Origin of the sequence: Micromonospora gifhornensis (assembly GCF_016863515.1) — a bacterium.
Classification (GTDB): domain Bacteria; phylum Actinomycetota; class Actinomycetes; order Mycobacteriales; family Micromonosporaceae; genus Micromonospora; species Micromonospora gifhornensis.
On sequence record NZ_BOPA01000010.1, the window covers coordinates 22,518 to 47,442 of the forward strand.

Here is a 24,925-nt window from a genome sequence, read left to right on the forward strand (position 1 = left end):
GGACTCTGGTGCGCCGTCTCGCACTCAGGAGGGCAGGTCCTGCGTCCCGAGCCGTAGATAGAACACGAGGCCCTGACCAGCGTGTTGCTGATCAGGGCCTCGCATCTGTCGGGGTGGCCGGATTCGAACCGACGACCTCTTCGTCCCGAACGAAGCGCGCTACCAAGCTGCGCCACACCCCGAGGCGTGCCGACAAATAGTAGCCCACTCGTCCCGAGGGTCAAACTCGGTACCCCCGTGGGCGGGACGGTCAGCGGGGGATCAGGGTGAGCAGGCTGGCCTCGGGGCGGCAGGCGAACCGGACCGGCGCGGTCGGGTGGGTGCCGAGACCGGCGGAGACGTGCAACCAGGCGTCCGAACCGGGCCAACGGTGCAGGCCCTTCGCCATCGACCGGGGCAGCCCGCAGTTGGTCACCAGCGCCCCCACGCCCGGTACGCAGACCTGGCCGCCGTGCGTGTGACCGGCGAGCAGCAACGCGAAGCCGTCGGCGGCCATCTCGTCGAGCAGCGCCGGCTCGGGGGAGTGGGTGAGTGCGATGGAGAGATCCGCCGAGGCGGAGACCGGGCCGGCCACCGCTGTGTAGTCGTCCCGCTCGACGTGCGGGTCGTCGACGCCGGCCATGTCGATCGCCCGACCACCGGCCTTGACGGTGCTCCGCCGGTTGTTCAGATCGGCCCAACCGGCCCCGATGAGGACGTCTCGCAGCTCCTCGGAGGGCAGCTCGACCCCCTCGGTGTACTCCCGGTCCGGCAGGAAGTAGCTGAACGGGTTCTTCCAGACCGGCCCGGTGTAGTCGTTGGAGCCGAAGACGAAGGCACCGGGGTAGTCGAGCAGCGGTTGCAGCGCCCGGAGCACCCCCGGCACCGCCTCCGGATGGGCCATGTTGTCGCCGGTCACCACGACCAGATCGGGATCGAGGGCGGCGAGCGAGGCCACCCAGTGCTGTTTGCGTACCTGGTTGGGGGTCATGTGCAGATCGGACAGGTGCAGGACGCGCAGCGGCTCGGTGCCGGCAGGCAGCACCGGGACGTCGAAGCGCCGCAGCGTGAACATGTTGCGCTCGACCAGGGAGGCGTACGCCAGGGCGGCGGCGCCCGTCGCGACGGTGGCGGTCGCGAGCCGGAATAGTGTGCGCTTTCGCATGCCGATCAGGGTAGTTTGGGCGTCCATGAGCACGCTGAAGGACCGTCTCACCGCCGACATGCGCGCCGCCCTCAAGGCCCGCGACGAATTGACCACCTCCACCCTGCGGATGGCCCTGGCCGCCGTCGGCACGGCCGAGGTCGCCGGCAAGGCCAAGCGCGAGCTCAGCGACGACGAGGTGCTGGCCGTGCTGACCAAGGAGGCCAAGAAGCGTCGGGAGGCCGCGACGGCGTTCTCCGACGCGGGGCGTACCGAGCAGGCCGCCAAGGAGACCGCTGAGGGCGAGGTGCTGGAGCGTTACCTGCCGCAGCAGCTCTCCGACGCCGAACTGACCGATCTGGTCGCGGGGGCGCTCGCCGCGGGCGGCTTCACCGGCAAGGCCCAGATGGGCCCGGCGATGAAGGCGGCCCAGGCGGCCGTGGCCGGCCGGGCCGAGGGAGGCCGGGTGGCCGCCGAGGTACGCCGCCAGCTCGGTCTCTGAGCCGCCGAAGAAAACGGGCGGGCACTCCGTGAGGAGTGCCCGCCCGTTCGGCGTTACAGGTCGCGGTCAGCCGCCAGGCCGGTCTGTCCCCGGCCGGGTGGGTGGCCCGTTGCCCGGTCGACCATTGCCGGGTCGACCATTGTCGTCGTCGTCATCGTCGTTGCTTCCGCCGCCGCCGGCGCTGACCGTGATGGTCACGATGCCGCCCTTGATGGTGCGGCCCTCCGGGCTGGTGCCGGCGGCGCTGCCGGCCGGGCAGTCCGAGGTGACCCGAGCGCTCGACACGATGGGCGTGAAGCCGGCACCGGAGAGGCGGGACTTCGCCTGGTCGATGCTGAGGCACCGGACCCCGGGGATGCTCCGCTGGTCGCCCAACGCGATCTTCTGTCCCGGTGGGTCGAAGTTGATCGCCTTTTTGCCCGCCATGGCGGCCTTGAGCGTCTGGAAGACCGGCGGGTTGATGCCGTCGGGAGCGTTGTGCTTCATCTTGACGTTGGTCTGCGGCCAGTCCGGGTCGGCCAGGATGCCGGCCACCGCGTACTGCTTGGTCATCGCGACCAGGGAGGCGGACTTCTCCGCGTCGGTGGTGCCGGACTTGCCGGCGATCGGCTTGCCGACGACCCAGCGGCCGTTGGCGGCCGTACGGCTGCCGCCGCACTTGCTGGTGGAGGAGTTGTCACCGACCGGGCAGCGCGCCGCGTCGACGGCCGCGCGGGCCACCTCCGTGCTGATCCGCTTCTCGCAGCGCGGGTTGGCCACGTCCAGCTTGTTGCCGTTCAGGTCGCGGATCTCCTGCACCGGGGTCGGCTCGCAGTACTTGCCGTCCGCAGCCAGCGTGGCGTACGCGTTCGCCAACTCCAGCGGCGTGGTGTCCGTGACACCCAGGGTGAACGCGCCCCACTGGTTGGCGGCCGTCTTGTCGTTGGCCCAGTCGTTCTCCTTGGTGACCCGGAACTGGATGCCCAGCCGCTTGGCCGCGTCGACCACGTTCGCCGCGCCGATCTGCTGTTGCAGCGGCACGAAGTAGGTGTTGGTCGAGGCCGAGAAGGCGCTCCACATGTCCTTCACGCCGCCCGGCTGTTTGTTCGAGTTGGTCGGGCAGTAGAAGTGCGTGCCCGGGCAGGTGGCCGGGGCACCCTGGCGGAGGATGTACTCCGACTTGAACTGCTGCGGCGCGTTGATGGTGTAGCTGAGGGGGATTCCCTTCTCCAGCGCGGCCACGATGGTGAAGATCTTGAACACCGAGCCGGCCTGGTAGCCGGTGATGCCGTCGCCACCGGTCAGCAACGGGTTCACCGTGTTCGGGTAGTTGCCGAGCTTGCCCTTGGCGCGCTGGACCGGGTCGCTGTGCGGGCGGTTCTTCGGGTTCTTCGGGTTGTCGAGCTTGAAGTTCCGGTTGACCGACAGGGCGCGTACCCGACCGGTGCCGGGCTCGATCACGGCGATCATCACAGCTTCCTTGGCGGTCACCGGCTTGGCGGCGCGGACCGCCTTGTCGGCGCCGTCCTGGGCCTGCTTGTCCAGCGTGGTGACGATGGTGTAGCCGCCGCTCTTGAGCCGCCGCTCCCGGTCGTACGAGGTGGCGCCGAACGTCTCCTGCGACATCCACCAGCGGTAGAAGTAGTCGCAGAAAAAGCCCCAGGCGTTCTTGTTGGTGGCGACGCAGCCGTTCGGCGCGCGCTTGCCCTTCACCACCAGCTTGACGGCCTTGGCCTTCTCGGCCTGCTCCTTGGTGATCGCCCCGGTGGTGACCATGTGGTCGATCACGTAGTCGCGCCGGGCGACCGCCTGCGGGTAGCCGCTCTTGGTGGTCGGGTCGAACGAGGTGGGGGCCTTGACCAGGCCGGCCAGCATGGCGGCCTCGTCGATCGTCAGGTCCTTGGGCTTCTTGTTGAAGTAGACCTGGCTGGCGGCGAAGATGCCGTACGCGCCGTTGCCGAAGGCGGCGAGGTTCAGGTAGCGCTCCAGGATCTCGTCCTTCGACATCTCCTTGTCGAGCTGGAGGGCGTAGCGCATCTCGCGCAGCTTCCGCGCGCTGGTGTCCTCGGTCGCGGCGAGCACGTCGGCGGGGTGCGTCGCCGTGTAGGCGATGCTCATCCGGACGAACTGCATGGTCAGCGTCGAGGCGCCCTGCCGGTCGTTGGTGGCGGAGCTGTTGTTGACGAAGGCGCGGGCCACGCCGTTGAGGTCGACTCCGTTGTGCTTGTAGAAGTCGTGGTCCTCCGCGGCGATGATCGCTGCGCGCATGTACGGCGAGATGTCCTCGAACTTGACGTCGCGTCGGTTCTCGTCGTACATCGTGGCCAGCGGCGTCTTGCCGTCAGAAGCGAGCAGATAACTGATTTGTGGGGCGCGGGCCATGGTCAGTTCCCCCGGCAGCGCGCCGAAGGTGTCTGCGCCCGCCTTCGCGGCCAAACCCGACATCGCCACCGCGGGAAAGGCCGCAGCGGCGACGACCACGCCGGCCAGCAGCCCACAGATGAGCAGCGATGCGGCATTGGTCAGGACGTTATGGTCACGTTTCCGCATCCAGGTCACCTCGACAGGGTACGCGAACAGGTAACGAGCGGCGCTGGGGCGTCTTTTCCCCATTTCCTGCGTGCGCCGGTCTCGTTGTGCTAGACGCGTGGCACCGGGTGTCCGGTTGCGTGATTCCGTGCTGAGTTTCCTCCACGCGGGGGCGGCTCGCAGCGTTTTCGCGGACTCCGGTGGGGTAAGCGGCGGTCCCTGGCCCGAGAAGCCGGGGTTGTCCGGAATGATGGATTTGGCCGACAACGTTGCGTAATCGGGCAACTACAGAGCATGATGGGGGCGGCGAGAGCGCCACATGAGTCGTCCGTGCCGCCTTGGGGTGAGGCGTGCCGGTCGATCGGGGGGAATTGCCGGCTGGCCCGCGACGGCGTCGGTAGTACTGCAAGGGGGGACGAGTACAGATGGGCATGATCACTGACTGGCCGTCGCTGGCGGCGTGTCAGAACGGGGACCCGGACGCGTTGTTCGTACAGGGCGCCGAACAGAACGTGGCGAAGCGGATCTGCCGTAGCTGCCCAGTCCGGTACGAGTGCCTGGCCGACGCGCTGGACAATCGAATCGAGTTCGGCGTGTGGGGCGGCATGACCGAACGCGAACGCCGGGCGCTGCTGCGCCGCCATCCGCAGGTCGCCAGTTGGCGCAAGATGTTCGAAGCGGCGATGAAGAAGAACGCCAAGGACAAGAGTGGCAAGGACAAGATCCTCGTCACCACCGGCGCGGTCGGCAACGACTGATTGCCGTACCGACCGCCGTTCAGGAGCGGCTGATCGCCGCTGCGATCGTGCGTAGCCCGTCGACGTCGTGCACGTCGGCGGGCTGCGCTGTCACCGACACGGTCGGCACCTGCGGGAACTCCTCGGTGAACCGCGTGGCCACCTGCCGTTCGCGGACCGCCTGCTCGGCCAGGGTGGCGTGCGCGAGCAGCACCTCGACCGTGCCCTCGTGGCCACCGACCGACCGCAGCCGGTCAGCGGCGGCCCGGCTGGTCTCAGCGTCCAACTCGGGCACCGCCGGACGGTGCACCCGGTTGAGCACCAGACCGACGAGCGGCATCTTCTCCTCGCGTAGCCGCCCGGCGAAGTAGGCGGCTTCCCGGACCGCGTCCGGCTCGGGGGCCGCGACCAGCAGAAACGCCGTCTCGCGGGCCTGCAGGATGCGATACGTCTGTTCCGCGCGCTGCCGGAAGCCGCCGAACATCGAGTCGAGCGCGGCGACGAAGCCGGACAGGTCGGTAAGCAGTTGCGTGCCGAGCACCTTCTGCACGACCCGGGAGAACATCCCGAAGGACGCGGTGACCAGGTTGAACATGCTGCGACCGCCGGTACGCGCCGGGGCGAGCAGCAGCCGCAGCATCCGTCCGTCGAGAAACCGGGACAGCCGGGCCGGTGCGTCGAGGAAGTCCAGTGCCGAGCGGGACGGCGGGGTGTCCACCACGATCAGATCCCACTCGCCCCGGGCGTGCAGCTGACCCAGCTTCTCCATGGCCATGTATTCCTGAGTGCCGGAGAAGGTGGAACTCATCGCCTGGTAGAAGGGGTTCGCGAAGATCTCCGCTGCCTTCGCCGGGTCGGTGTGCGCGAGCACCACGTCGTCGAAGGTGCGCTTCATGTCCAGCATCATGGCGTGCAACTCGCCGCCGCTGGCCTCGACGTCGATCCCCTTGACCTGCCGGGGCGTGTTGTCCAGCTCGGTCAGGCCGAGCGACTGGGCCAGCCGCCGGGCCGGGTCGATGGTGAGCACCACCGTACGCCGGCCGTGCTGTTCGGCCGCACGGAGCGCGAGCGCTGCGGCCGTGGTCGTCTTGCCCACTCCGCCGGCCCCGCAGCAGACCACGATCCGTACGCCGGGGTCGGCCAGGATCTGGTCGACGTCCAGCGGCGGCGCGGCGTTGTCGGAAGGCACCAATTGAGCGTATCGGGCCGACCCCGCTGACGTGCCAGCCCGACGTCAAGGTGTGAGTCAATCGCCCCTCAACAGGGCTGCGGCGAGGACGTCGAGGCCGGCGCGGTCCATCCCACCGGGCAACAGCGGCAACTCCACAAGCGGTACGCCCAACTCCACCAGGTCGGCGCGGAGTGAATCCTCCAGCTCCCGGCGGATCACCTGGTCACGTGCCTCGTCGTGCAGGCCGGCGACGAGCCGCTGCTCGACCGGCAGCCCGGCGGCGCGCAGCCCGTGCTCCAACTCCGCCTCGGTGACCAGCTGTCCCGTCGGCAGCGGTGGCCGGGCCGCGTTGATGATCACCTTGCCCACCCCGAAGCCGAGCGAGGTCAACTCGCCGATCGCGTCGATCGTCTCCTGCACCGGCATCTCTTCGAGCAGGGTCACCACGTGCACGGCGGTCATCGGCGAGCGCAGCAACGCCGCGACCCCCTCGCTCTGGGTCTTGATCGGGCCGACCTTGGCCAGCCGGGCGGTTTCGGCTGTCACGTTCAGGAATCGGCCGATCCGACCGGTGGGCGGGGCGTCCAGCACCACGGCGTCGTACACCCGTCGCTGGTCGGCGGTGCGGGTGGTGGCCTCCTTGACCTTGCCGGTGAGCAGCACGTCGCGCAGCCCGGGAGCGATGGTGGTGGCGAAGTCGATCGCACCCAGCTTGCGCAGCGCCCGACCGGCCGCGCCGAGCTTGTAGAACATGTCCAGGTATTCCAGCAGCGCCTCTTCGGCGTCCACCGCCAGCGCGTACACCTCGCCGCCGTCGCGCGCGTCGACCAGGTGTCGCTCGGCGTACGGCAGCGGCTGCGTGCCGAAGAGCTGCGCGATGCCCTGACGCCCCTCCACCTCGACCAGCAGGGTGCGACGCCCACCGGCGGCCAGGCCCAGAGCCAGCGCGGCAGCCACGCTGGTCTTGCCCGTGCCGCCCTTGCCGGTCACCACGTGCAGGCGGGCGGGCCAATCGGTGCCGGCCCGATCGGCCGGTCGCTGCGTAGCTCCCACCTGTCGAGCCTATCCATCCGGCGGGCTCAGGCGACCTCGCAGACCCACCAGCCCGTCTTGCGGATCACGGTGAAGCGCAGATCCTGGCCGGCGATCTTCTCATCGGACGTGGTCACCGTCACCGTGGTGGTGACCGTGGCACGGTCACCTGTCTCGTTGTCCACCTTCGGGGTGTCCCAGCGGAACCGGGGGCTCTGGTGAGCCGAGAGGTATTCCTCGACCTCGGCGACCTTGGCGCGGATCTTCTGCTGGTCCCGGGCGGCGCTGCACACCAGGCGGGCCGCCTTCGCCGCATCCCGCTCCTGGTAGATCGCGGTGAGGAACTCGTCCACCGCCACGGAGGGCTCGGACGCGCCCTCGCCGGACTCGGCGTTCCGCACGGTCAGGAACGCGGCCACGCCGCCGCCGGCGCAGAGCACCAACACCACTGCGAGCGCGAGCGCGGCCAGCAGGGCACCGCGCTTGCGGGGCGGTCGGCCGGCCGGTGCCGCGTGCGGCGGGTAACCGGTCGGCGGGTAACCGGGCGGGGGATAGCCGGTCTGGGGATAACCGGGCGGGGGTGGCGAGGTGGGCGCAGGCGGCGAGGTGGGCGGCAGTTCCGTGGGGCCGGTCGGGCCGCTGGTGGGTGGCTGGGTCATCGCGTCCCCCCGGTATGGGCGCATCGCCGCGGGGCGTCGGCGAGCGATGGGATCGGGCGGCCGGGCAGGGTGCCCGTCCAGACGGGAAGGGTAGCGGTCCGGGTGGGGACTGCGGGGGCGTGGTGTCCGTGCGGCGGGGGCGCGATCACCGTACTGCTGGACAGGTGTCACAAATGCGACCGAACGCCCTTGGCGCGCGCGTCTTGGTTGATGGGACCTGCGGGCCGTCCTACGGTCGCTCCGGCACGTCCGGGCCGGGGGCGGGGGCAGCGGCTCCGGATCATCGGGGGATGCCGTGACCAGGTACGACGCCCGGAGGAAGCGCATGCGCGACACGGAAAACACCCCCCGAGCCCACTTCCCGTCAGGGGCACTCGGGGGCGGCAGGCCGCTCGGGGTCGCCGCCCTGGGCCGGCTGCCGGTCAACGAGCGGTCCTACCGGCGTCCCGTCGACCCGCCGGGCCTGGAGCCGGCCGGTGGGCGGGACGAGGAGAGCCCCGGGTACGTCATCCACCTGCCGATCAAGGTGACCGACCTGGCCGCCGCGACCACCCTGGCCAGCCGGGTGGCCACCTCGCTGAACTTCCTGCCCGAGCTGGACGCGGGGGAGACCGAGGTGTCGACCGCCGACGACCAGAACAACCGCCACCGGGTCTTCTGCGATCTGCTGCTGGCCGACCGCACGCGTTGCCCCCAGCCGTACGACCATCGGGGCCCCTGCGGGGACCTGCCGACCACACCCGAGCCGCGTCCCGCCTCCGAGCCGAGCGGTGGACCGTAGGCTGTGGCCCGAAGTGTCCATGCCACCGAGGGAGCTCTCCGACGATGCAGAAGTGGGAATACGCCACGGTCCCGCTGCTGGTCCACGCGACCAAGCAGATCCTCGACAACTGGGGTGAGGACGGATGGGAACTCGTCTCCGTCGTACCCGGACCGAATCCTGAGCAGCTCGTCGCGTACCTGAAGCGGCCGAAGGCATGAGCGGGCCGCACGCCAAGCTGGCGGAGCTCGGGTTGGCGGTGCCGGAGGTGGTGCCGCCGGTGGCGAGCTATCTGCCGGCGGTGCAGTCCGGCCAGCACGTCTACGTCTCCGGGCAGCTGCCGGTCTCGGCCGGCAAGTTGCTGGCCACCGGCAAGGTCGGTGCCGGCGTCTCCGCAGATCAGGCCAAGCAGCTCGCCCAGCAGTGTGCGCTCAACGCGCTCGGTGCGATCGACGCGCTGGTCGGCCTGGAGAACGTCGTCAAGGTGGTCAAGCTGACCGGCTTCGTCGCGAGCGCGTCCGGCTTCACCGGCCAGCCCGCCGTCATCAACGGCGCGTCCGACCTCTTCGGCGCCGTCTTCGGCGAAGCCGGCCGCCACGCCCGCAGCGCCGTCGGCGTCGCCGAACTCCCCCTGGACGCCCCCGTCGAGGTAGAAGTAATCGTCGAAGTCACCTGACCCCCTCCCCCTCCCCGCCCTCCCGCCCTCGCCCCCGCGATCTTGCACTTTCGGTCGGGATGAAACGCCCTAATCAGGGGCGAATCGGGGACTGAAACTGCAAGATCGCGAGGGCGGGTTGGTGGGGTCGTACGATCGCAGCCATGGGAGGGCATGTGACGGGGGCGGTGACCGCCCTCGCCAGCGAACTGCCGGAGTGGGTGACGTTGCTGCGCGCGCCCAATCCGGGCGTGATGACGCTGGATGGCACCAACACCTGGCTGCTGCGGGCTCCCGGTGCGGCGTACGGGGTCCTGGTCGATCCGGGGCCGGCTGACGAGGGGCATCTGACCGCGATCACCGCGCTCGGGCCGATCGGGCTGGTCCTGATCACCCACGGGCATCCCGACCACACCGAGGGCGCCCCGCGGCTGCACGAACTGCTCGACGGGGTGCCGGTCCGGGCCGTCGATCCCGCGTACAGCATCGCCGCCCCGCCCCTGACCGGCACCGGACCGGACGGCAACGGACCGGACGGCGTCGGACCGGACAGCGACGGACCGGACAGCGACGGACCGGACGGTGTCGAACTGGGCGGCGACGGGTGCGGGCTGTCCATCCGGCTGGTGCCGACCCCCGGGCACACCGCCGACTCGATCTGCCTGCTGGTCGAGCGGGAAGGCCGGCAGGTGGTGCTGACCGGCGACACCATCCTGGGCCGAGGCACCACCGTGGTCGCCCACCCGGACGGCCACCTCGGCGACTACCTGGCCAGCCTGGAACTGCTCTCGACGTACCGGGGGATCCCGGCGTTGCCGGGACACGGCCCGGCGCTTGCCGACTGCGGTGCCGCCGCCGAGTTCTACCTCGCCCACCGGCGGGCCCGGCTCGACCAGGTCCGGGTGGCCCTCGACGAGGGTGCGCACACCGCGGCGGAGGTGGTCGCAAAGGTCTACGCCGACGTGGACCGGTCGCTGTGGTGGGCGGCGGAGTGGTCGGTCCGCGCCCAACTGGAGTATCTGGGCCGGGACACCGGCGCTGACGGCGCGGGGTTGGACACACCGTGACCTGCCCGGTCTGTGGAACCGTCGCCGTACCCGGTGGCCGGTTCTGCCACAACTGTGGTGCCGCACTGCCGGCCGCCGCGACCCTGCCGGCCGCCGAACGCCGGGTGGTGACCGTGCTCTTCGGTGACCTGTCCGACTTCACCTCCTGGTCGGAGGATCTCGACCCGGAGCGGGTCGGCGCGGTCACCGACCGGGTGCTGGCTTCCCTCGCCGGGGCGGTGAAGACCTTCGGCGGGCACGTCGACAAGCTGACCGGTGACGGGATCATGGCGGTCTTCGGTGCCCCCGTGGCTCACGAGGACGACGCCGAGCGGGCCGTACGCGCCGCGCTGTCCATGCAGCGGGCGGTGCGCCGGGTGCTGGACGACGAGCGCGGTGGCGGCGCGCCGTTGGGCCTGCGGGTCGGCCTGAACACCGGCGACGTGATAGCCGGCATCCAGGCCGCCATCGAGTACACGGTCATCGGCGACACCGTGAACACCGCCGCCCGGCTGGCCGACGCCGCCGCCGTCGGCGCGGTCTACGCCGGGGCGCGCACCGCCGCGGCCACCCGGCACGTGGCCAGTTGGCGGGCGCTGCGGCCGTTGCGGCTCAAGGGCAAGCGCGAGCCGGTCGAGGCGTACGAACTGCTCGGCCTGCTGGACGCCCCGGGCACCCGGTCAGGGCTCGGTGACGAGGCACCCTACGTAGGGCGGGAGACCGAGATCGGCCGGGTCGCCGGGCGACTGGCCGAGGTGATCGACCGGGGTGAGCCCCGAGTGTTGCTGATGACCGCCGAGGCGGGCATCGGCAAGTCCCGGTTCGCCGCCGAGGTGGAACGTCTCGCCGCCGGCTACGACGTGGGGGCCGGACGGTACGCCGCCCACACCGGTGCCCGAGTGCTGTCGGTACGGTGTGCCGCGTTCGGCGAGCGTCGCCGGCTCGCTCCCCTCGCCGACCTGGTACGCGCCGCCGCCGGCCTGCCCAACGACACGGCCACCGCGGTCACCCGGGCGGCGGTGGAGGAGCGGCTGCGGCGGCTCGGCCAGCGACTCAGCCGGTTCCGCCCCGATCCCGCCCCGGTCGCCGTCGACCAACTGCTGGCCCTGCTCGGGTACGCCGAACTGCCCACCGGCACCGACCAGGTCGACTGGAGCAACTCTCCGCCACCCGACGCCGAGGCGGTACCCAACGCGGTGGCGGACCTGCTCAGCGCGCTCGCCGCCGAGGCGCCGTTGATGGTGGTGGTGGACGACCTGCACGACGCCACCGGTGAGACGATCCGGGCGCTGGAGGTCACCCTCTCCCGGCTCGACGGTTCGATCCTGGTGCTGCTGCTCGGCCGGCCCGAACTGGTGCGTACCGCCGGGACCCTGACCCGGGTCGCGGACGCCGAGGTGCACGCGCTGCCGCCGCTGCGCGGTGCCGACGCGGCCCGCCTGCTCACCAGCTATCTCAACGGCGGGCGACTGCCCCAGGCCGACGCCGACCGACTGCTCGCCACCGCCCAGGGAAACCCCTTCTACCTGGCGGAACTTGTCACCCTGCTGATGGAACGCGGCGCGTTGACCGCCGGAGCGGGCAACAGTTGGCGGCTGGTGCCCGGCTCACTCGGCAGCCGGCTGCTCTCCCGCGACCTGGCGGCCGTGCTCGCGGCTCGAATCGACGCCCTGCCACCGGAGGCCCGCGCGGTGCTGCGGGACGCTGCGGTGGTCGGTGACACGGTGCCCGACGGTGCGCTGGAGGCGCTGTGGGAACAACGCGCCGGTCGGGCCGGCCGGCCGGCCGCGGTGGTCGCGGTCGAGCAGGAACGGGCGGTGGAGGAGCTGCTGCAACGCCGCATGCTGCACCGCACCCGGACCGGCTACGCGTTCGCCACACCACTGATGCGAGAGGCGGCGTACTCCGGGATAAGCAAGGCTGAGCTGGCCGAACGGCACGCCGCGTTGGCCCGCTGGGCGGCGCCGCCGGAGAGCGGCTCGGGCGGCCCGGGCGGCTTCGCCGATGCCGCCCGGGACGACTTCGTGGCCGGTCACGTCGAACGGGCGACCGCGCTTGCCGACGCGGTCACCCTGCGCCCGGACGCGCCGGCCCGGGCGGTCGCCCCGCTGGGTGTCGCCGCGCTCGGCCGCGCCGCGCGCCGGTCGTTGCAGGAGGGCGAGCCGGCGCTGGCCGTCGAGTACGCCGAGCGTGCCGCCGCGCTGGCCCGCGGCGAGGTGCCGGGTGCCGACCGTGTGGTCCACGCCCGGGCGCTGCTCCAGGTCGGGCAGGCCGCCGACGCGCTGGCCTACGCCGAGAAGATCGCGGCGAACGCCGGGGACCAGGCGGCGACCCGGGTCAGCGCGCTGCTGCTCGCCGGGCAGGCCCAGCAGGTGATGGGTGACCTGCGGCGGGCGGAGACCTACTGGCGGGAGGCGTTGCAGGTGGCCACCGACGCCGAGCTGCCCGCACTGCGGGCTTCGGCGATGCGGCGACTGGGCATGGCGGACTTCCTCGCCGGCCGGTTGGGTCAGGCGAGCAGTCGGCTGGCCGCCGCGTACCAGGTCAGCCTGGCGGCACAGGACCGCCGGGGGCAGGCCTGGTCGTTGCAGAACCTGGCCTGGGTGACCACCACCCGAGGGGACTTCGCCGGTACGGACGCCGTCCTCGGGCGGGCGGCTCGACTCTTCGCCGAACTCAAGGACCCGTACGGCCGCGCCTGGCTGCGCGGCACCACCGCCTTCGCGCGGCTGCTCGCCGGCCGGCTACGGGAGGCGCACCGGCTGGCCCGGATCTTCCTGCCGTTCGGTGAGCGGGTCGGCGAGGCGTGGGCGGTGGGCACCCTGCGGGCCGTCGACGCGTACGCGAAGGCCGAACTCGGTGACCTTGCCGACGCCGATCGGGAGGCCCGGCGGGCGTACCGCGAGTTCGCCGCCGCCTCCGACGAGTGGGGGCAGGGCTTCGCCCTGGTCGTACGCGGGGTGGTCGCCCGCGGGCTGGGCGAGCCGGAGCACGCCGCCGACCTGCTCACCGACGCGATGTCCTACGCCCACCGTACGGGTCACCCGTTGCTCACCGGGATGGCCGGCACCCTGCGTGGCTTCGTGGCGCTGGACATGGGCGACGTCAGCGCTGCCGAACGCGACGCCCGGGCCGTGCTCACCAGCGTCGAGCCGCACAACCCGCAGGCACCCGCACAGGTGGCGCCCCGGGTGCTGCTGGCGACCGCCCGGCTGGCGGCCGGCGACTCCGGTACCGCGGTCGGGCTGCTCGCGCCGGTCGCCACCGCCGCGGCCGGTACGCCCTCGTTGCTGTTCGCCCGCCGGCAGTCGATGGCGCGGTACGCCTCGGCGCTGCTCGCGCACGAACAGCGGGAGCAGGCGTTGGACTGGGCCCGGCGGGCGGTGCAGGTGCCCGCGGAGGACGTACGCAGTCAGGTGATCGCGGTGAGCGTGCTCGCCGAGGCGTTGGCCGCGTGTGGTCGCCCGGCCGAGGCGACGGCCTGTGCCGAGGAGGCGGTTCGTCTGGCGTACGCGACCGAGCAGCGCAGCGAGCGCGCCGCCGCCGAGTCCCTGCTGGCCCGGCTACGCGCCGCCGGCTGACCCGTCCCTGCCGGGGCGGGTTGGTACGGCAGCTGCAGGTGTGTCGGTTTCGGTGATGTGATTCGTAACGCCGACGGTTACCGTGCAGTTGCCCGCGTTTGTCGACGTGGTCGCTGGGCCGTCAAGGGGGAGGGCTGAAGATGAGGCTGCCGCGCTCGGTTGCCGGCTGGACGATCGCCGTGTTCGGCGTGTTGGCACTGCTGATGGGCGCGGTCGGGCTGCTCTGGCCGGAAACGCTGCTGGGGATGCTCGGCTTCGAGATTCCGGAGACCCGTACGGCCGGCGACTACACGGGTGTCTTCGTGACCGCCTCGTCGATGGCCTCGTTCAACATGGGCGTCTACTACCTGCTCGCCACCGCCACCGAGTGGCGGGCGTTCTACCGCTTCACGGTGGTCTTCCGGCTTGTCACGTTCACGGTGTTCACGCTCGCGGTGCTGGCCGACGTGGCGCCCGGCGCGTTCTTCGGCGTGGCCGCCTGGGAGGGCGTGGGCGCGTTGGCCACCGCGGCGGGCCTCTGGTGGGATGCCCGGCGAGCCGGTGACGCTGCGGATTCGGGCGGGCGTGGCGGGGCGGGAACGTCGAACGTGGAGCCGTCTGCCGATGCGGTTCGATGAGCGGACGGTGCGGTTGGGTATTTTCGATACCGTGACCGACACGCCGCCCGGCTCGTTGCCGATGCCCATTGTGCCTGGTCTGACTGATTTGCAGGTGTTCGCCCGGGGTGGTTATGCGACGGTCTACCGGGCCACTCAGATCTCCGTAGGTCGTGAGGTCGCGGTCAAGGTGGAGAATCGCACCCTGGCCAGCGAACGGGACCAGGCGCGTTTCCTGCGCGAGGCTCGGGCGGCCGGCCGGATGTCGTCACACCCGCACGTGGTGGACCTGTTCGACGTCGGCGTCACCATCGACCAGCACCCCTATCTGATCATGGAACTCTGCGACGGGTCGTACGCCGAGCGGATGCGTACCTCGCCGCTGGATGCCGTCGAGGCCCGTGACCTCGGTGTCAAGATCGCCGACGCGATCGCCCATTCGCACGGCGCGGGCGTGCTGCATCGCGACGTCAAGCCCGCAAACATCCTCTACTCGCACTTCAACAGCGCGGTGCTTGCCGACTTCGGGCTGGCGGTGGTCGCCGAGATGCGGGACGCCTCGGTCGCCCTGGAGGTGCTCACCCCGGCGTACGCGCCACCGGAGATGTTCAATCACAGCCCGCCGTCGCCGGCCGTCGACGTGTATGCGCTCTGCGCCACGCTCTACGCGGTCATGCATGGTCGGCCGCCCCGCTGGCAGGCCGAGCGGAACCCGAGCCTGGTGACCGTGCTGGAGATGTTCCACCAGCCGATCCCCAGCCTGCCCGGGGTGCCGGAGGATCTGATGGACGTGCTCCGGGTGGGCATGGCAAACGATCCGGGGGAGCGGCCGTCCGCCGCGGAGTTGCGCGACCTGCTTGCCAATCTCTCCCTGGGCGCTCCCGGCAGATACGCCCAGGACAACTCGTTCGGATTTGGTGGCGGTCGGTACGACGCCGGTCCGCCCCACCCGCCGCCCACCACTGCGGCCCCCGGCGACTCGGCCCGGCAGCGTCGGCGACGCTGGTTCTTCGGCATGGCGGGCGTCGTCGCGTTGGCCGCGTCGGCCGGGGTCGGCGCCTGGGCCGCCGGTGGTCTGCCGCCGGCCCAGCCGACCCTGCCCGTTCGCCCCTCGGCGACCGGCGTGCTGCGGCCGGGTTGTGCCGCCGTGCCGCAGGCGCTGCCCAGCGGTGCCCGGTGCGCGGAGGAGTTGGAGTGCTTCGGGCCGGTGCAGGTGCGGGGTCAACGGGCCGAGGCGAGCCGGGTGCCGTGCGACAGTCGGCACACCTGGGAGAGCTACGCCCAGGGCGAGTTGCCCGCCGCGCTGGCTGACGCCGGCCACGACGAGATCGTGGCCGATCCGGCCGTCCAGCGGGTCTGCAACGAGGAGACGTTCCGACTGATCATCGGCGGGCGTACGACGACCGGCTGGAACCTGGAGGTGCTGCCTCCGACCGACGCGGAGGTCGACCCCACGTATCGCTGCCTCGCCGGACGAGGGCTGAACGGACTGGCCTCGCCCACGCTCACCGGCAACTGACCGGGCGGCGCGACAGGTGTGCGGGCGGCGGCTGCCCGGTCACTTGTCGCCGTCGGTCCGGTAGCGGGCCCGCATCGCGCGGACCGCGTCGCGGTCGCCCAACGTCTCCAGCGTGTCGGCGTCCACGCCCTGCGGCCCGGTGTTGGCAGGCCCGAGTGGGGGCGCGGGATCGGACGCAACGGCGGCATCCTGCTGACGGGCTGCGGCCACTGCCACTCCGGCGACGGTGGCGAGCAGGACGCAGAGCAGGGCCATCGCCACGCCGATCAGGTCTTGTCGACGTCCGGCGACCAGCGACGCCAGTAGCCAGCAGGCCGCGATGGCGGCGACCACCGCGACGGTTCGGGCGTCGGAGAAGCGTTTCACTGGTCCAGAATGTCGGGGATCGCCGGTCTGTCAACTACGGACTTCCCATGATTGGGAAAACGTCAGGCATCGCACCGCTGAATACGGCGCATCTGATGAACAGGTTGTTACATTCGCCCGAGTGAATGCCAGGATAAGCCATCTTTGTCCGGTAAAGCGATGAGTTCTGAGTATCTAAAGTGGTCGTGGTCGAGCCTCGACTCGACGTGTCCCTCACTCCACCGGAAGGCGTCCCTATGCCACGACCAGCCCGGACACTGGCCGCAGCGGCTATCACCGGCGTACTGCTCGCCGGGATGGCGGTCGTACCCGCCGCTGCCGCCCCGATCGTCATCGGTGGTGCGAGCGTCTCGCACCGCACAAGCATCAAGGAGAGCCTGCGCGTCGACCGGGTACCCACCCCCAGGATGAACTGGGCGGAGTGCGACGAGGGGGCCGAGTGCGCCACGGTCGACCTGCCACTTGACTACGACGACCCGAAGGGCCCCACCACCCAGGTGGCAGTCGTGCGGGTCAAGGCACGCGACCAGAAGCGCAAGATCGGCAGCCTCTTCATCAACCCGGGTGGTCCCGGAGTCCCGGCCATCGCCACCGTCCTGGCCTCGCCGTACTTCCTCAGTGATGTCCTGCTGGACCGGTTCGACATCGTCGGGATGGACCCGCGCGGGGTGGGTGCCAGCAACCCGATCAGGTGCTTCAGAACGGTCGAGGAACAGACCCGGGCGTACGAGGGGTTGAACGTCGCCTTCCCGTACACCAAGGCGGAGGAGAAGAAGTACGTGGCCTCCTCGGTCGCCGTCGGCAAGGCCTGCTCCACCACGGGCAAGCCGATCAGTGGCGCGATGTCCACCGCCCAGGTGGCCCGGGACATGGACGTGCTGCGTCGGGCCGTGGGCGACAAGAAGCTGACCTACCTGGGGTGGAGCTACGGCAGCATCCTCGGGCAGCACTACGCGAACATGTTCCCCGACCGGGTTCGCGCTGTGGCGATCGACGGGGTGCTGGACGCGACCGCCTGGGTCGGTGGCGGGAACTACGGCGACGTCGACCAGGAGTCGCGGATGCGCAGCGCGCAGGGCGCGTACAAGGCGCTCAGCGAGATTCTCAAGCGGTGCAGGACCGTCGGTGCAGACCTCTGCCCGCTGGCCCCCGGCGACCCGGCGGCCAAGTTCGAGCTGGCGATGCAACGGCTCAAGGCCGGGTCGGTGGTGATCGAAGTCCCGTACCTCGGCCCGCGAACCTTCACCTACACCAGCTTCATCAGCACCGTCCTCAGGTTGCTGTACTACCCCTGGAACGACGGCGACATCGTGTGGTTGACCGCCGAGGTGCTGCGGCTCACCGACCCGACGGCATCCGCGGCGGACCGCGAGCAGGCGCGGGCCGCGCTGGGCCGGTGGCTGGCTCAGGCCCGCTTCGACGACATCCCGTACGACAACATGATGGAGGCATTCCTCGGGGTGAACTGCGTCGACGCCAACCACCCCACGGCCGTCGCTTCCTGGCCGGCCCGGGCAGCCAGGGCCGACAAGCGGGATCCGTACTTCGGTCGGCTCTGGACCTGGGCCAGCGCGCCCTGCGCCCGGGGCAGTTGGACCGTACGCGACGAGGACCGGTTCACCGGCCCCTTCAACCGGCGGACCGCCAATCCGGTGCTGGTGGTCGGCAACTACTGGGACCCCTCCACCAACTACAACGGGGCGGTGTCCGCCTCGAAGCTGCTGCCGAACAGCCGACTGCTGTCCAGCGACAGTTGGGGGCACACGGCGTACGGGACCTCGGCCTGCGTGACCGATGCCATGGACGCGTACCTGCTGCGGGTGACGCTGCCCAGGAAGGGCACGGTCTGCAAGGGTGACATTCAGCCCTTCCAGGAGGTGCCGGAGTTCGCGGCGACCACCCGGGCCGAGATGCCCAGCAGCGACATGGCCGCGCAGGGCGCGCCGCGTCGCGGTGCACCGAAGCAGCTACCGCCAGTGGTGGCGCCGCTGCCGGTAGGGACACCGGCCGGTCGCTGAGTTACGTTCGACTCACCGGGGTACGGCAGGCGTTCGGGTCGCCCGCCGTACCCCGGCCCGTCTTCCCCGGCTCAGTACGACTTGTCCTGGCCGAGGATGTGTTGGGCGACGAAGTTGAGGATCATCTCGCGGCTGACCGGGGCGATCCGGCTGGCGCGTACCGCACCGAGCAGGGTGGCCACGCCGTACTCGGTGGTCATGCCGGCACCGCCGAGAGCCTGGACGGCGGTGTCGACGGCCAGCGCCGCGGCCTCGCTGGAGGCGTACTTGGCCATGTTGCCGGCCACGCCCGCCTCCAGATCCCGCCCGGCGTCGTAGAGGGCCGCCGCCTTCTGGATCATCAGTCGGGCCAGCTCCACCTGCACGGCGGCGTGTGCCAGCGGGTGCGACACACCCTGGTGGGTGCCGATGGTCCGGCCGCCCCAGACCGCCCGGGTGGCGGTGTACTCGGTGGCCCGCTCGATGGCGTACCGACCGGTGCCGGCACCCATCGCGGCAACCGTGATCCGTTCCGGATTCAGCCCGGCGAACAGCGCCGGCAGACCGGCGTCGAGAGACTCACCGACCAGCGCGTCGGCGGGCAGTCGAACGTCGTCCAGGTAGAGCAGGAACTGGTTCTCCGGGGACACGATCTCCATGTCGAGCTTGGAGCGGGTCATTCCGGGCGCGTCGGTGGGCACCAGGAACAGCGCCGGCTTGAGCTTGCCGGTCGCCGCGTCCTCGGTACGGGCCACCACCAGCACGTGCTGTGCCTCGTCGACGCCGGAGATGTAGCACTTGCGCCCGGACAGCAGCCAGTCGTCGCCGTCACGGCGGGCCACCGTGGCGAGGCGGTGGAAGTTCGAGCCCGCCTCCGGTTCGGTGATCGCGAAGACGATCTTCTGGGAGCCGTCGGCCAACCCGGGCAGGTGGCGTTTGCGCTGCTCCTCGGTGCCGTGCCGGTGGATGACGGTGGCGGCGATCGCGGGGGAGACCACGAGCAGCAGCAGGGGGCAGCCGGCGGCGGCCAACTCCTCGCAGACGATGGCCAGTTCGGTGATCCCGCCGCCACCACCGCCGTACTCGGTGGGGATGTTGACGCCGAGGTAGCCGAGCCGGCCCGCCTCGTGCCACAGCTCGGTGGTGTGCTCGCCGGCCTTGGCCTTCTCCACGAAGTAGCGGTGACCGTACCGGCGACCCAGCGCGCGCACCGCCTCGCGTAACTGGTCCTGCTCCGGGCTGAGGTCGAAGTTCGTCACGATGTCTCCTCAAGCGGGTTGACCACGGCGAGCACGGCACCCGTGTCGACCTGCCCGCCGGGCGGGACCGGCAGTTCGGTGACCACGCCGTCGGTCGGGGCGAAAACGGGGTGTTCCAGCTTCATCGCTTCCAGGGTCAGCAGCAGGTCACCGGCGGCGACCCGCTGGCCGACCTCGACGTGCACCCGGGTCACCGCGCCGGGCAGCGGGGCCAGCAGCGACCCGGCGGCCAGCGCCGCGCCGGGCAACGGGAAACGCGGCGACTCGACAAGCCGCGCTGCGGAGTCCGGGCCGTCCACGAAAACTTCGGACCCGATGCGGTGTACGCGGTACGCCCGCCGCACCCCGGCCACGTCCAGCACGACCCGCTCCGGGCCCGCCTCGACCAGGGTGACCGCCTCGTGCGGCTCCGCACCGGCCTCGCCGGACTCGTTCGGCGTAGCTGGGGTCGGACCGGCGTGGTGGGGTGAAGCGGCGGTCGAGTCGGCAGAGGTCGACAAGTGCGCGAGCCGGCCGGCCCGATCCAGCCGGTAGCGGACCTCGATCTCGCCGCCGTCGCCGCTGGTGAACCGGGTGACCTGCGGGACGGCGGGCACGTTGCGCCAGCCCGACGGCAGCCCGGCCAGCACAGGTGCGGCGGCGCGACGGGCGGCGGCCGAGGCGAGCGCGGCGGCCAGCGCGACGAGCGGAAGCTCGGCGGGCGGCAGCAGTGGCGCGAGGACCTCCGGGTGCCGGTCCAGGAAACCGGTGTCGACCTGCGTCGCACCGAACTCCGGGCTGCGCAGCACCCGGACCAGCAGGTCCCGGTTGGTGGTGACGCCGTGCAACTCGGCGCGGGCGAGCGCACCGGCCAGGGCGCGGGCCGCCTCGGCGCGGGTGGGTGCCCAGGCGATCAGCTTGGCGAGCATCGAGTCGTAGTGCACGCTCACCACCGAGCCGTCGACCACCCCGGAGTCCAGCCGCAACCCCTGGTGCGGGGTGAACTCGGCGGCCACCCCGGGCACGCTGAACCGGTGCAGGGTGCCGGCAGCCGGGCGGTACCCCTGGGCGGGGTCCTCGGCGCAGAGGCGTACCTCGATGGCGTGGCCCCGTACCGGCGGGGTCGCCGGCACGGGCAGGGGCTGCCCCTCGGCGACCAACAGTTGCAGCCGGACCAGGTCCAGCCCGGTGACCGCCTCGGTGACCGGGTGTTCCACCTGGAGTCGGGTGTTCATCTCCAGGAAGAAGAAATCACCCTCCTCGGTCAGCAGGAACTCCACAGTGCCCGCCCCGACATAGTCGACGGCCTGGCCGGCGGCCACCGCCGCCTGGTGCAGTCGGGCCCGCACCTCGGTGGCGAGCAGCGCCGGTGCCTCCTCGACGATCTTCTGGTGTCGGCGCTGGATCGAGCAGTCCCGCTCGCCGAGGGCGAGCACCGTACCGTGCCGGTCGCCGACGATCTGCACCTCGACGTGCCGGCCCCGTTCGACGTACCGCTCGATGAAGACCGTGCCGTCGCCGAACGCCGACGCCGCCTCGCGGCGCGCACCGGCGACGGCCTCGGCCAGCCCGGCCCGGTCGCGGACGATGCGCATGCCGCGACCGCCGCCCCCGGCGGACGCCTTGACCAGCACCGGGAAGTCGGTGACCTGGTCCGCCTCGGTCCAGCTGGGCAGCATCGGTACGCCGGCCTCGGCGAGCAGCGTCTTGGCGGCCAGCTTGTCGCCCATCGCGGCGATCGCCTTGGCGGGCGGGCCGACCCAGGTCAGGCCGGCGTCGGCCACCGCCGTGGCGAAGTCGGCGTTCTCGGCGAGGAAGCCGTAGCCGGGGTGGACGGCGTCCGCGCCGCAGCGCCGGGCCGCGTCCAGGATCAGGTCGATCCGCAGGTACGTCTCGGCGGAGGTGTTGCCGGGCAGGCGGACAGCCTGGTCGGCCTCGCCGACGAAGGGGGCGTCGGCGTCCGCGTCGGAGTGCACCGCGACCGTCTCGATGCCCAGCGCCCGGCAGGTGGCGAAGATCCGGCGGGCGATCTCCCCGCGGTTGGCGACCAACAACCTGTCAATCATGATTCGCCCGCTCACATTCGGAAGACGCCGAAGCCGTCGGCGCCCTTCACCGGTCCGTTGTGGATGGCCGACAGGCAGAACCCGAGGACGGTACGGGTGTCCCGAGGATCGATCACCCCGTCGTCGTAGAGCCGACCGGAGAGGAACAGCGCCCCGGACTGCGACTCGATCTGCTGCTCGACCATCATTCGCATCGCCGCGTCGGAGTCGGCGTCGAACTCCTGGCCACGGGCGGCGGCGGCCTGCCGGGCCACGATGGACAGCACCCCGGCCAACTGCGCCGGGCCCATCACCGCCGACTTCGCGTTCGGCCAGGTGAACAGGAACCTCGGCTCGTACGCCCGACCGCACATGCCGTAGTTGCCGGCCCCGTACGAGGCACCCAGGTTGACCGTCAGGTGCGGCACCTTCGAGTTCGACACCGCGTTGATCATCAGGGCGCCGTGCTTGATGATGCCGCCCTGCTCGTAGGAGGTGCCGACCATGTAGCCGGTGGTGTTCTGCAAGAAGATCAACGGGGTGTCGGTGGCGTTGGCGAGCTGGATGAACTGGGCCGCCTTCTGCGCCTCGGCGCTGAACAGCACGCCTCGGGCGTTGGCGAGCACACCGACCGGGTACCCGTGCAGCTCGCCCCAACCGGTGACCAGGGCGGTGCCGTAGGCCGGTTTGAACTCGTCGAACTCGCTGCCGTCGAGCACCCGGGCGAGCACCTCGCGGGGATCGAAGGGCACCCGGAGGTCGGCGCTGACGATGCCGAGCAACTCCTCCGGGTCGTACTTCGGCGGCTGGGGGTGCGGGTTGCGGGGCGAGGGGCCCAGCTTGCGCCAGTTCAACCGGCGTACGCACTGCCGGGCCAGCCGGATGCCGTCCCGCTCGTCGGCGGCGAGGAAATCGGCCAGGCCGCTCGTCGTGGCGTGCATGGCCGCCCCACCCAGGGACTCGTCGTCGGCGTCCTCACCGGTGGCCATCTTCACCAGCGGCGGCCCGGCCAGGTAGACCTGCGACCGGTCCCGGATCATGATTGTGTAGTCCGACATGCCGGGCACGTAGGCTCCGCCCGCGGTGGCGTTGCCGAAGACCACGCTGACCGTGGGGATCTTCTCGGCCGAGAGCCGGGTCAGGTCACGGAACACCCGGCCACCCGGAATGAAGATCTCCGCCTGGGTGGGCAGATCCGCCCCGGCCGACTCGACCAGGTTCACCATGGGCAGCCGGTTGGCCAGGGCGATCTCACCGGCCCGCCGGGTCTTCGCCAGCGACCAGGGGTTCACCGCCCCGCCGCGTACCGTCGGGTCGTTGGCGACCACCAGGCACTCGACGCCCTCGACCACCCCGATGCCGGTCACCACGCTGGCCCCGACCGGGAAATCCGTGCCGTACCCGGCCACCGACGACAGTTCCAGGAACGGGCTGTCCTGATCCAGCAGCAGCTCGATGCGTTCCCGGGGGAGCAGCTTGCCGCGCCCATGGTGCCGGGTCACGTACTTCTCGCCGCCACCGGCCCGCGCCTGCTGCACGGTGTCGTCCAGCTCGGCGATGCGTTCCAGCAACGCCTCCCGGTTGGCGCGGAACGCCGCCGAGGTGGGATCGACGGCGGTGTCCAGTGTGCTCACTGCGCTCCCTCCGATGCCGGTCCGGCGGTCAGCTCCGTCGGCAGGTCCACCACCCGGGCGCGGAGCAGTTCGCCGAGCGCCTTGGCCTGCGGGTCGAACCGGGTGGAGGCGGCCACCCCGGCACCCAGCAGCCCCTCGATGACGAAGTTGACCGCGCGCAGGTTGGGCAGCTCGTACCGCTGCACGCGCAGCGCCGCCGTCTCCGGCAGCAACTCGGCCAACCGCTCAACGCTCAGCCAGCCCCGCAACCAGACCCAGGTCGCGTCCGTACGCGCCCACACCCCGAGGTTCGCGTCGCCGCCCTTGTCGCCCGAGCGCGCCCCCACCACCTCCCCCAGCACCCCCCGCCGGGTCGAGTGAAAGGAAGGGCCCCTTATTAACGCCTGGTGTTGTATAGGGGGCCCTTCCAAACAGGTCACCGGGGGCGGCGGGATCGGCACGCGGATGCCGTCGGGCAGCACGGCGACGTGTGCGACGTCGCCCTGCGGCACGGCGTCCGTGGTGAAGACTCCGTACGGGGTGGCGTCGCCGGGCAACGTGGTCAAGGTGCAACCCGGATAGGAGGCCAGCGCCAGCTCCACCGCCGCGGCCGAGAAGGCCCGCCCGGCCCGCGACTTGTCACCGTCGCGCAGGTGTACGTGCAGCAGCGCGCTGGCCGTCTCGGTGTTCACGGCATCCGGATGGTCGGTACGCGCCAGCGTGAACTCCAGCCCATCCGGGCCGACCGACTCGGTCAACTGCGCCTCGACCAGGGCGGCCTTGGCCGGAATGTCCAACCCGCAGAGCACGAACGTCATCGAGTTGCGGAAGCCGCCCAGGTTGTTGATGCCGACCTTGAGCGTCTCCGGTGGGGGCGTACCCCGGACCCCGCAGACCCGGACCCGGTCCGGCCCTTCCTGATCCAGGGTCACCGTGTCCAGCCGGGTCACCACGTCCGGCCCCAGATACGCAGGCCCGCCCACCTCGTACAACAGTTGGGCGGTGACCGTCTCGACGGTGACCGCGCCGCCGGTGCCCGGATGCTTGGTGAGCACGGCCGAGCCGTCCGGATGCAGCTCGGCGATCGGAAAGCCCGGCCGGTGCCCACCGTCGGGCAACTCGGTGAAGAAGCTGAAGTTGCCCCCGGCCACCTGGGCACCGCACTCGATCAGGTGCCCGGCGACGGTCGCCCCGGCCAGCGCGTCCAGGTCGTCGCGTCCCCAGCCGAAGTGCGCGATGGCCGGGCCGACGGCCAGCGAGGCGTCGGTGACCCGGCCGGTCACCACCACGTCGGTCCCACCGTCGAGGCAGGCGGCGATGCCGAACGCCCCGAGGTACGCGTTGGCGGTCAGTGCGTCCGGCCTGGCGAGGGCGTCGCCCTCCACGTACCCGACCCGCACAGTGAGCCCGAGCCGGTCGGCGAGAGACCGCACAGCGGCGGCCAGCCCCGCCGGGTTGAGCCCACCGGCGTTGGTGACGATCCGTACGCCCCGGTCCAGCGCGGTGCCGAGGGTGCCCTCCAGTTGCCGGAGGAAGGTCTTCGCGTAGCCGAGGTCGGGGTCGCGCATCCGGTCCCGGCCCAGGATGAGCATGGTCAACTCGGCCAGGTAGTCCCCGGTCAACACGTCCAACTCGCCGCCGTCGAGCATCTCCCGCCAGGCGGAGAAACGGTCGCCGTAGAAGCCGGAGGCGTTACCGACCCGCAGCACCGCACCCGGGCCGGTGGCCCGACTCATGCGAGCCGCCCGGTGGCAGCCGGTGCGAGCCGTCCGGTGGC

At 71.3% G+C, this 24,925-nt stretch carries 20 protein-coding genes and 1 tRNA gene; 10 read left to right on the forward strand and 11 right to left on the reverse strand.

Features of this window, described 5'->3' with window-relative positions:
- Positions 1-108: 108 nt before the first annotated feature.
- Positions 109-182, reverse strand: a tRNA-Pro gene (locus Vgi01_RS04670).
- A 68-nt stretch (positions 183-250) separates the two neighbouring features.
- Positions 251-1,144: a metallophosphoesterase gene (locus Vgi01_RS04675; RefSeq protein WP_043722212.1), complete on the reverse strand. Its 894-nt coding sequence runs from the start codon at positions 1,142-1,144 to the stop codon at positions 251-253.
- 25 nt (positions 1,145-1,169) lie between these two features.
- On the opposite strand from Vgi01_RS04675, the gene Vgi01_RS04680 reads away from it, so the two are divergent.
- On the forward strand, positions 1,170-1,625 hold the full coding sequence (locus Vgi01_RS04680) for a GatB/YqeY domain-containing protein (RefSeq protein WP_013736326.1): 456 nt from the start codon (positions 1,170-1,172) through the stop codon (positions 1,623-1,625).
- Positions 1,626-1,691: 66 nt separating this feature from the next.
- Here the strand turns inward: Vgi01_RS04680 and Vgi01_RS04685 are convergent, their stop codons facing one another.
- Positions 1,692-4,154 (reverse strand): penicillin-binding protein, encoded by a 2,463-nt coding sequence (locus tag Vgi01_RS04685; protein WP_204290258.1) that lies wholly within the window; start codon positions 4,152-4,154, stop codon positions 1,692-1,694.
- Between the two features lie 404 nt (positions 4,155-4,558).
- Here Vgi01_RS04685 and Vgi01_RS04690 point away from each other — a divergent pair, with 404 nt between their 5' ends.
- Positions 4,559-4,891 carry a WhiB family transcriptional regulator gene (locus tag Vgi01_RS04690; RefSeq protein ID WP_013736324.1) on the forward strand — a complete coding sequence of 111 codons (333 nt, stop codon included), beginning with the start codon at positions 4,559-4,561 and terminating at the stop codon, positions 4,889-4,891.
- A 19-nt stretch (positions 4,892-4,910) separates the two neighbouring features.
- Here Vgi01_RS04690 and bagB read toward each other — a convergent pair whose 3' ends face one another.
- The 3 genes from bagB to Vgi01_RS04705 are packed head-to-tail and all read right to left on the reverse strand — an operon-like array spanning position 4,911 to position 7,732.
- On the reverse strand, positions 4,911-6,062 hold the full coding sequence (gene bagB / locus Vgi01_RS04695; RefSeq protein ID WP_199180308.1) for an ArsA family ATPase: 1,152 nt from the start codon (positions 6,060-6,062) through the stop codon (positions 4,911-4,913).
- A gap of 54 nt (positions 6,063-6,116) precedes the next feature.
- Positions 6,117-7,094, reverse strand: coding sequence for an ATPase BagA (gene bagA, locus Vgi01_RS04700; RefSeq protein ID WP_102659932.1), 978 nt, complete (start codon positions 7,092-7,094; stop codon positions 6,117-6,119).
- Positions 7,095-7,120: 26 nt separating this feature from the next.
- Positions 7,121-7,732, reverse strand: a complete 612-nt coding sequence (locus Vgi01_RS04705; RefSeq protein ID WP_204290259.1) for an Rv0361 family membrane protein — start codon at positions 7,730-7,732, stop codon at positions 7,121-7,123.
- 325 nt (positions 7,733-8,057) lie between these two features.
- Between Vgi01_RS04705 and Vgi01_RS04710 the strand changes: the two genes are divergently transcribed.
- The 7 genes from Vgi01_RS04710 to Vgi01_RS04740 all read left to right on the forward strand — a co-directional run bounded on the left by Vgi01_RS04710 (position 8,058) and on the right by Vgi01_RS04740 (position 15,889).
- A complete protein-coding gene (locus Vgi01_RS04710; protein ID WP_102659930.1) occupies positions 8,058-8,513 on the forward strand; it encodes a hypothetical protein in 456 nt (151 codons plus the stop codon).
- A 44-nt stretch (positions 8,514-8,557) separates the two neighbouring features.
- The gene (gene sp36 / locus Vgi01_RS04715) at positions 8,558-8,713 is read left to right on the forward strand and encodes a Sp36 family protein (RefSeq protein WP_013736319.1); all 156 of its coding nucleotides are present in this window, start codon (positions 8,558-8,560) and stop codon (positions 8,711-8,713) included.
- Complete coding sequence (locus Vgi01_RS04720) at positions 8,710-9,168, forward strand: RidA family protein (protein ID WP_102659929.1); 459 nt, start codon at positions 8,710-8,712, stop codon at positions 9,166-9,168. The genes sp36 and Vgi01_RS04720 overlap by 4 nt, the downstream gene beginning before the upstream one ends.
- A 143-nt stretch (positions 9,169-9,311) precedes the next feature.
- Entirely contained in the window at positions 9,312-10,214 is a 903-nt protein-coding gene (locus Vgi01_RS04725) for an MBL fold metallo-hydrolase (protein ID WP_204290260.1), read from the forward strand.
- Complete coding sequence (locus tag Vgi01_RS04730; protein ID WP_102656010.1) at positions 10,211-13,774, forward strand: adenylate/guanylate cyclase domain-containing protein; 3,564 nt, start codon at positions 10,211-10,213, stop codon at positions 13,772-13,774. Before Vgi01_RS04725 ends, Vgi01_RS04730 begins: the two co-directional genes overlap by 4 nt.
- 140 nt (positions 13,775-13,914) lie before the next feature.
- Positions 13,915-14,391: a hypothetical protein gene (locus Vgi01_RS04735; RefSeq protein WP_102656009.1), complete on the forward strand. Its 477-nt coding sequence runs from the start codon at positions 13,915-13,917 to the stop codon at positions 14,389-14,391.
- A 31-nt stretch (positions 14,392-14,422) separates the two neighbouring features.
- On the forward strand, positions 14,423-15,889 hold the full coding sequence (locus Vgi01_RS04740; RefSeq protein WP_102656008.1) for a serine/threonine-protein kinase: 1,467 nt from the start codon (positions 14,423-14,425) through the stop codon (positions 15,887-15,889).
- A gap of 39 nt (positions 15,890-15,928) precedes the next feature.
- On the opposite strand, the gene Vgi01_RS04745 is transcribed toward Vgi01_RS04740, so the two are convergent.
- A complete protein-coding gene (locus tag Vgi01_RS04745) occupies positions 15,929-16,255 on the reverse strand; it encodes a hypothetical protein (RefSeq protein WP_102656007.1) in 327 nt (108 codons plus the stop codon).
- A gap of 236 nt (positions 16,256-16,491) precedes the next feature.
- Between Vgi01_RS04745 and Vgi01_RS04750 the strand changes: the two genes are divergently transcribed.
- Complete coding sequence (locus Vgi01_RS04750) at positions 16,492-18,273, forward strand: alpha/beta hydrolase (protein ID WP_204290261.1); 1,782 nt, start codon at positions 16,492-16,494, stop codon at positions 18,271-18,273.
- 71 nt (positions 18,274-18,344) lie between these two features.
- Here Vgi01_RS04750 and Vgi01_RS04755 read toward each other — a convergent pair whose 3' ends face one another.
- Genes Vgi01_RS04755 through Vgi01_RS04770 form a run of 4 tightly spaced genes read right to left on the reverse strand, consistent with a single transcriptional unit; the run spans position 18,345 to position 24,884 of the window.
- Complete coding sequence (locus tag Vgi01_RS04755) at positions 18,345-19,511, reverse strand: acyl-CoA dehydrogenase family protein (RefSeq protein ID WP_102656005.1); 1,167 nt, start codon at positions 19,509-19,511, stop codon at positions 18,345-18,347.
- Positions 19,508-21,556, reverse strand: coding sequence for an ATP-binding protein (locus tag Vgi01_RS04760; protein ID WP_204290262.1), 2,049 nt, complete (start codon positions 21,554-21,556; stop codon positions 19,508-19,510). The genes Vgi01_RS04755 and Vgi01_RS04760 overlap by 4 nt, the downstream gene beginning before the upstream one ends.
- Before the next feature lie 11 nt (positions 21,557-21,567).
- Positions 21,568-23,169 carry an acyl-CoA carboxylase subunit beta gene (locus Vgi01_RS04765; RefSeq protein WP_204290263.1) on the reverse strand — a complete coding sequence of 534 codons (1,602 nt, stop codon included), beginning with the start codon at positions 23,167-23,169 and terminating at the stop codon, positions 21,568-21,570.
- The gene (locus Vgi01_RS04770) at positions 23,166-24,884 is read right to left on the reverse strand and encodes an acyclic terpene utilization AtuA family protein (protein WP_204290264.1); all 1,719 of its coding nucleotides are present in this window, start codon (positions 24,882-24,884) and stop codon (positions 23,166-23,168) included. Before Vgi01_RS04770 ends, Vgi01_RS04765 begins: the two co-directional genes overlap by 4 nt.
- Between the last annotated feature and the right edge of the window lie 41 nt (positions 24,885-24,925).

Excerpts from the sequence above, each read along its gene's own strand:
- Vgi01_RS04675 (WP_043722212.1), bottom strand. The coding sequence starts at position 1,144 with ATGCGAAAGCGCACACTATTCCGGCTCGCGACCGCCACCGTCGCGACG.
- Vgi01_RS04680 (WP_013736326.1), top strand. The coding sequence starts at position 1,170 with ATGAGCACGCTGAAGGACCGTCTCACCGCCGACATGCGCGCCGCCCTC.
- Vgi01_RS04685 (WP_204290258.1), bottom strand. The coding sequence starts at position 4,154 with ATGCGGAAACGTGACCATAACGTCCTGACCAATGCCGCATCGCTGCTC.
- Vgi01_RS04690 (WP_013736324.1), top strand. The coding sequence starts at position 4,559 with ATGGGCATGATCACTGACTGGCCGTCGCTGGCGGCGTGTCAGAACGGG.
- Vgi01_RS04705 (WP_204290259.1), bottom strand. The coding sequence starts at position 7,732 with ATGACCCAGCCACCCACCAGCGGCCCGACCGGCCCCACGGAACTGCCG.
- Vgi01_RS04710 (WP_102659930.1), top strand. The coding sequence starts at position 8,058 with ATGCGCGACACGGAAAACACCCCCCGAGCCCACTTCCCGTCAGGGGCA.
- sp36 (WP_013736319.1), top strand. The coding sequence starts at position 8,558 with ATGCAGAAGTGGGAATACGCCACGGTCCCGCTGCTGGTCCACGCGACC.
- Vgi01_RS04720 (WP_102659929.1), top strand. The coding sequence starts at position 8,710 with ATGAGCGGGCCGCACGCCAAGCTGGCGGAGCTCGGGTTGGCGGTGCCG.
- Vgi01_RS04725 (WP_204290260.1), top strand. The coding sequence starts at position 9,312 with ATGGGAGGGCATGTGACGGGGGCGGTGACCGCCCTCGCCAGCGAACTG.
- Vgi01_RS04735 (WP_102656009.1), top strand. The coding sequence starts at position 13,915 with ATGAGGCTGCCGCGCTCGGTTGCCGGCTGGACGATCGCCGTGTTCGGC.
- Vgi01_RS04750 (WP_204290261.1), top strand. The coding sequence starts at position 16,492 with ATGCCACGACCAGCCCGGACACTGGCCGCAGCGGCTATCACCGGCGTA.
- Vgi01_RS04760 (WP_204290262.1), bottom strand. The coding sequence starts at position 21,556 with ATGATTGACAGGTTGTTGGTCGCCAACCGCGGGGAGATCGCCCGCCGG.
- Vgi01_RS04770 (WP_204290264.1), bottom strand. The coding sequence starts at position 24,884 with ATGAGTCGGGCCACCGGCCCGGGTGCGGTGCTGCGGGTCGGTAACGCC.